The sequence below is a fragment of the Streptomyces sp. NPDC059668 genome (genome assembly GCF_042734135.1).
Taxonomy (GTDB): Bacteria; Actinomycetota; Actinomycetes; order Streptomycetales; family Streptomycetaceae; genus Streptomyces.
This window is the reverse complement of sequence record NZ_JBHWEL010000022.1, coordinates 1-5,650: the sequence shown is the minus strand read 5'-3', so window position 1 is coordinate 5,650 and position 5,650 is coordinate 1. Positions and strand designations below refer to the sequence as shown.

Annotated in this window: 4 protein-coding genes and 1 pseudogene; 2 read left to right on the top strand and 3 right to left on the bottom strand. The window is 72.9% G+C overall.

What is annotated here, in order from left to right; all coding sequences use genetic code 11:
• Window positions 1-122: 122 nt before the first annotated feature.
• Window positions 123-254: pseudogene (locus tag ACFV2J_RS18000) on the top strand (hypothetical protein); the annotation flags it as partial.
• A gap of 154 nt (window positions 255-408) precedes the next feature.
• Here ACFV2J_RS18000 and ACFV2J_RS17995 read toward each other — a convergent pair.
• Complete coding sequence (locus ACFV2J_RS17995) at window positions 409-1,968, bottom strand: peptidoglycan DD-metalloendopeptidase family protein (protein WP_385439479.1); 1,560 nt, start codon at window positions 1,966-1,968, stop codon at window positions 409-411.
• A 275-nt stretch (window positions 1,969-2,243) separates the two neighbouring features.
• Window positions 2,244-3,119, bottom strand: coding sequence for an esterase/lipase family protein (locus ACFV2J_RS17990; RefSeq protein WP_385095630.1), 876 nt, complete (start codon window positions 3,117-3,119; stop codon window positions 2,244-2,246).
• Between the two features lie 494 nt (window positions 3,120-3,613).
• Here ACFV2J_RS17990 and ACFV2J_RS17985 point away from each other — a divergent pair, with 494 nt between their 5' ends.
• The gene (locus ACFV2J_RS17985; RefSeq protein ID WP_099942951.1) at window positions 3,614-4,030 is read left to right on the top strand and encodes a cobalamin B12-binding domain-containing protein; all 417 of its coding nucleotides are present in this window, start codon (window positions 3,614-3,616) and stop codon (window positions 4,028-4,030) included.
• 170 nt (window positions 4,031-4,200) lie between these two features.
• Here the strand turns inward: ACFV2J_RS17985 and ACFV2J_RS17980 are convergent.
• Window positions 4,201-5,650, bottom strand: a 1,450-nt coding sequence (locus ACFV2J_RS17980) for a DUF5691 domain-containing protein (protein ID WP_385439476.1), incomplete at its 5' end; no start/stop codon positions are given.

Sequence of the window (5,650 nt, the reverse complement as noted above, 5' to 3'; positions counted from 1 at the left end):
GCGGGGGTTGGGGGGCTTGTTTTTGTTCTCTCGCCCCGGGGGGGGGGGGTGCGGGTGCGCCCCCGCGGCGGGGCCCCCCCCCCCCGCCGGGGCGCGGGGGGGGGGGGGGGGCCGGGGCCCCCCACGACCAGTTCGGGCTCGGCACGGTGGTCGGCGTGAAGGGCACGGGCGCGAACGCGGAGGCCACGGTCGACTTCGGGGAGCCCAAGCCGAAGCGGCTGCTGCTGAGGTACGCGCCGGTGGAGAAGCTCTAGCCCACGGGACTTCGGGGCCGGGCGGGGGCTGTCGCCGTCCGGCCGCGAAGCCGCGCGGTGGATCTCCGCGCGTGCGTTACGGCGAGCGGGTGTACGGCACGTGGATTACGGCACGGGGATTACGGCATCCGGGTCACCGCGGTCACCGCGGTGCTCACGTCGGGTCCAGACCGTGGCTGCGCAGCCACGGCAGGGGGTCGATGGCCGAACCGCCCGCGGGCCGGACCTCGAAGTGCAGGTGCGGCCCGGTCGAGTTCCCGGAGTTCCCGGAGAAGGCGATCTGCTCGCCGGCCTTCACGACGGTCCCCGACGGCACCTTGTAGCTGGAGAGGTGGCAGTACCAGGTCTCCGTACCGTCCATCGCGGTGACGATCGCCATGTTCCCGTACGCGCTGTTCCACTGCGTCCGTACGGTGCCGTCCGTCGCGGCCATCACCGGCGTGCCGTACGACACGGGGAAGTCGATGCCGGTGTGCACGGACATCCAGTTGACCCCGGCCTGACCGAAGTAGGCGCTGAGTCCTTTCTGCGTGACCGGCAGGACGAACTTGGGCCGCAGCCGCTCCTTGCGGGCCGCCGCGGCCGCCGCCTTCTGCTGCTCGGCGGCCCGCTGGGCCTTGAGGTCGATGCGTTCCTGGGTCCGGCTGGCCCGGTCCGCGAAGTCGTCCGCACCCGCGGACAGGCTCTGGAGCTGGGTGTCCAGCTTGATGTTGGCGGTGGACGGCTTCACCGCGGTCGCGTCGGACGCGCCGGCCGTCGTGTCCTTGGTGCCGTCCCCGCCGATGGTGCCCACGGAAGCGGCCGCGATACCCGCGACGCCCATCACACAGGCCGAGGGCACGGCGACGGTGAGCAGTGCCGAACGCTTGGCCGGGGAGCGGCGGCGGGAGCGGGACGCCGGCCGGTTCGCGGCACGGGGGGCCGGAATGACCTCTTCCATGTCGTCGAGCAGCGGTGCCTCGTGCGCGGGGTCGGCGTCCTCGAAGTCGTACTCGTCCCGAGCGGCCTCGGGTTGCTCGTACGGCAGCTGCTCGAAGGTGGAGGTCGCCTGCTGGTCGAAGGGCTCGGGATCGGCCTGCTGCTCGTAAGGGTCCGCCGCGGCCTGGTGCTCGTACGGGTCCACCGTGGCCTGGTGCTCGTACGGGTCGGTGGCCTGGTGCTCGTGCGACTCGCCCTGATGGGGGTGCTCGTAGGCCTCGTACGGGTCGTGTTCGCCGACGGTGTTCCACTGCGTGGCGTCGTACGCACCCGTCTCCTGGGTGGGCGCGCTCCACTGCTGGGTCTGTCCGGCCGGCTCGGCCTGCAGCCAGGCGGCCGCGTCCCACTGGCCGGTGGCGTCGGGGCCCGGGTGCTGCGCGGGGATGTCGGCGAGTTGCTGATAGCCGGTCGCCCAGGCGGTGGCGTCGTAGGCGCCCGTGTCGTACGCGGTCTGGTGCTGTGCGGCGTACGGGTCGTAGGCGGGCGTCTGGTGACCGCCGGTGTTCCACTGCGTCGCGTCGTACGAGCCCGTTCCGTCGCCGCCCGACATGTCGCCGAAGAGGGGGTCGGTCTCGAAACTCGCGGTCGCGTAGGCGCCGGTCCCGTTGTAGCCGTCGTACGTGGTGAAGTCGCCGTACTGGACTTCCTGCCCGCCGTACGACGCGTAGTGCGCCGGGGCGGCATCGGAAGCCGGAGCCGGGGGGGTCACGGTCCCCGACGGGTGACGGTCGTTCACCAACTTCTCTTTCGCCTCGACAACAGGGGCTGGCAGAGCAGTGCGGCGACTGTACCCGGCGGTATGCGGGCGCGACAATCTTCGGCAGGTTTCCTCTTCTCAGGAAACGGGCATTCGGCCGTCTTTCGGGGGAGTGCGGGCACGGGCTTGGCCTGGCGTTCGAGGAATGTTCGAAATTGGAGTGCCGTATGGCCCCCGCCCGAGCCCCGTCCGGCCCCTCTCCACAGGGTCGGAAGGGGGCCGGGCGGGGTCGCCGGAGGAGGTGCCGGACGCTGTCACGCCACGGTGAGACCCCCGGCTTCGGCCACGGCCTCCGCGGCGGTGGTGCGGACGGCCGTGTCCTCGGTGTCGAGCGCCTGGCGTATTCCGGTGGCGACGGCGGGGTGGACCGGCAGGGCGAGATGCCCGATACCGCTCACCTGGACGCTCTGCGCGAGCAGGTCCGGGTGGTCGATGGCGGCGGTCTCGAGCGGGTCCATCAGATGGTCGAGGTCGCTCCAGAAACTCACGAAACGCGTACGGCAGTCGGGTGCCGGCTCACGCAGCTCGTTGATCACCTCGGAACCCGGGCGCATCTGACGGACGATGGGGTGCGCGTTCATCAGCGGGACGACCCGGGTGCCCGAGTGCGGTGTGCCGAGCGTGACCAGCGTGCGGACGCGCAGGTCGCCGCCGAGGCGCTGTACGTAGTACCGCGCGATCAGTCCGCCGAGGCTGTGTCCGACGATGTCCACCTGGTCGCGCCCCGTGCGCTCGCAGATGTCCTCTATGTGCCGGCCGAGCAGCTCCGCCGCGGTGCGGATGTCGTACGTCAGCGGTGAGTAGTTGAGCGATTCGATGTGCTGTCGGCCGTGCTGGGCGAGGTTGCGGCGCAGCAGGACGAAGACCGAGCGGTTGTCGATGAAGCCGTGCAGGAGCACGACCGGTGGCTTGGTCCCGATGGGCAGCCGGGTGGCGTCGGTCGGGGGGAGCGCGGGGGAGGTGCGGCGCTCCTGGACGATGCCGGAGGGATAGAGGAGGAGGTGCCCGGCGAGGATCGCGATCTCCAGGGCCGTCGCCTTCAGCAAGGCCACCGAGAGCCCTGTCAGCCTGCCTGGCAACAGGCGCTGACGGAGCGGGAGAAGGGGCGACTCTGTCCCGGTGACCTTCATGGCCGACCTCCAGTCGACACACGAAGGGACCGCTCTGTCCCCCGTGTGCCCTTGTGGAGAACCTCGGTGGCGGAGGCCGACGGTGCGGTCGCGGCGCGTGGTGCGCCGGTGGCGCGGCGGGAGTCCCTGCCGTCGTGCTCCCGCCGGTGTGCCGCACCGTCGTCGCGCCTCGTCGGCGCGGTGCCGGTGCCGCCACCTGCTGGCGGCTCTCCTTGCGCAGGTTCCGGTCGAGGCCCGCGCGTCGCAGGTTCCTGCGGCGCGTGTGCCGCTGAAGCGCGGAGCGATGCGCGGCGAATGTGTCCCACCGTGTGATTTCCCCCTCGCTCTTCAGCGGGAAACTGCGGTTTGCACGGATCTGACGATAACGTTCGTTCACTTCCCCGGCCGGTGCGGTGCGGGGCGCCTGTGCCGCAGAGGTGCGTCCGGTGCGGTGAGCGGCGGAATGTTCGATATGTGTCGGTACGGGTCGTTGTAGTCGGTTCATGGAGGCAGTGATGGGTGTGGCAGCCGGTCCGATCCGCGTGGTGGTGGCCAAGCCGGGGCTCGACGGCCACGATCGCGGGGCCAAGGTGATCGCGCGGGCGCTGCGCGACGCCGGCATGGAGGTCATCTACACCGGGCTCCATCAGACCCCCGAGCAGATCGTCGACACCGCGATCCAGGAGGACGCCGACGCGATCGGCCTGTCCATCCTCTCCGGCGCGCACAACACGCTGTTCGCGGCCGTGATCGATCTCCTCAAGGAGCGGGACGCGGAGGACATCAAGGTCTTCGGCGGCGGGATCATCCCGGAGGCGGACATCGCTCCGCTCAAGGAGAAGGGTGTCGCCGAGATCTTCACGCCGGGCGCGACGACCGGGTCGATCGTGGAGTGGGTACGGGCGAACGTGCGGCAGCCCGCGGGAGCGTAGCGCCTGGCCGGTGAGGGTCGGTGCGTGCGGGTTTCCGCCCTGGTCGCGCTCGCCCGTCCCCGGATGGGGGGTCGTCGTCCGTGGGTGGGCGGGGGCTGGTCGCTCCGTTCCCCGCGCCCCTGACGGGGCGCCGGGGACCTTCCGGCGTTCGGGGGCGCCGGCCCCGGTGGTCAGGGCGTCGTCGGCGCCCGCTCGGGCTCCGGCACCGCCAGTTCCGCGGTCATCTCCGCGCGCAGCCGCAAGGTGGTGACGAGGCGCTGGAAGGCCTCCGCCCAGTAGCCGCCGGCCCCCGGCGCCGTGTGCTCCGTCTCGTCGGGAACCGCCGTGAGCGCGTCGAGCCGCCCCGCCTCCCGCGGATCCAGGCACCGCTCGGCCAGCCCCATCACCCCGCTGAAACTCCATGGATAACTCCCCGCGTCGCGCGCGATGTCGAGCGCGTCGACCACCGCCCGCCCCAGGGGCTCCGCCCACGGCACCGCACAGACCCCCAGCAGCTGGAACGCCTCCGACAAGCCGTGTGTGGCGATGAACCCCGCCACCCAGTCGGCCCGTTCGGCCGGACCCAGCGTGGCGAGCAGCTTCGAGCGCTCCGCCAGCGACACCGCCCCCGGTCCCCCGGCCTCCGGGGCGGAGGGCGGCCCGAGAAGTGCCCGGGACCACCCGGGGTCGCGCTGGCGCACCGCCGCCCGGCACCACGCGGCATGCAGTTCGTTCCGCCAGTCGTCCGCCACGGGAAGCGCGACGATCTCCTCGGGTGTGCGTCCCCCCAGCCGCCGCGGCCATGCACCGAGCGGCGCTGCTTCGACCAACTGGCCCAGCCACCACGACCGTTCCCCTCGTCCCGCCGGAGCTTTCGGTACAACACCGTCCCGCTCCATGCTCGCGTCGCACTCGTGCGGCGCCTCCACGACGATCGAGGGCGGGCCCTGGGTCCGGTCGAGGGCCACGCACGAGCCGGCCCGGGACGCCATCCGAGCGGCCAGCGCCGAGCCGGGCAGCGCGGACAGCAGCTCCGCGGCCGTGGCCCGCACGTTGCGGCTCCGGTCGGTGAGCGCCCGCTCCAGGAACGGCTCGTCGGCCGGTCCCAGCCCCGACCGCAGCGAGTCGAGGAACATCAGCCGGTCCTCGGCCCGCTCCGTCCCCCAGGTGGTGGCGAGCAACTCACGCGCCGAGGCCGGACGCAGCGCCCGCAGCGCTGTGAGCAGCGCGACCCGCTCGGCGAACAGGCCCTCCTGCCACAGTTGTTGTGTGCGCTCGGGCTCCTCGGGGCCGGGCAGCGCGGTGCCGCCGCCCGGCATGGAACGCAGCGCGAACCGCCAGTCCGGGTTCAGCCGGGCCAGCCACAGGGCACGCGGCCCGGCGAAGGCCAGCGCGGCCGGCCGCAGATCCGTACGGCCCCGGGCCGCGTCGAGGAGCGCGGGCAGGGTTTCCGGAGGCGCCGCGAAACCCCGCGCGTTGGCCAGCGCCAGCCACTGGGGCAGCAGTTCCATGAGGTCGGGGGCCGCGCCCCGGCGGCCACCCGGCGCGCCGGGCCGGTCGGCCAGCAGCAGCGCCAGCCGGTGGGCCGCGGCGGCCGGGAGGGGGTGCCGCGGGTCCGGCGCCGCGGGCTCGGGCCGGGCG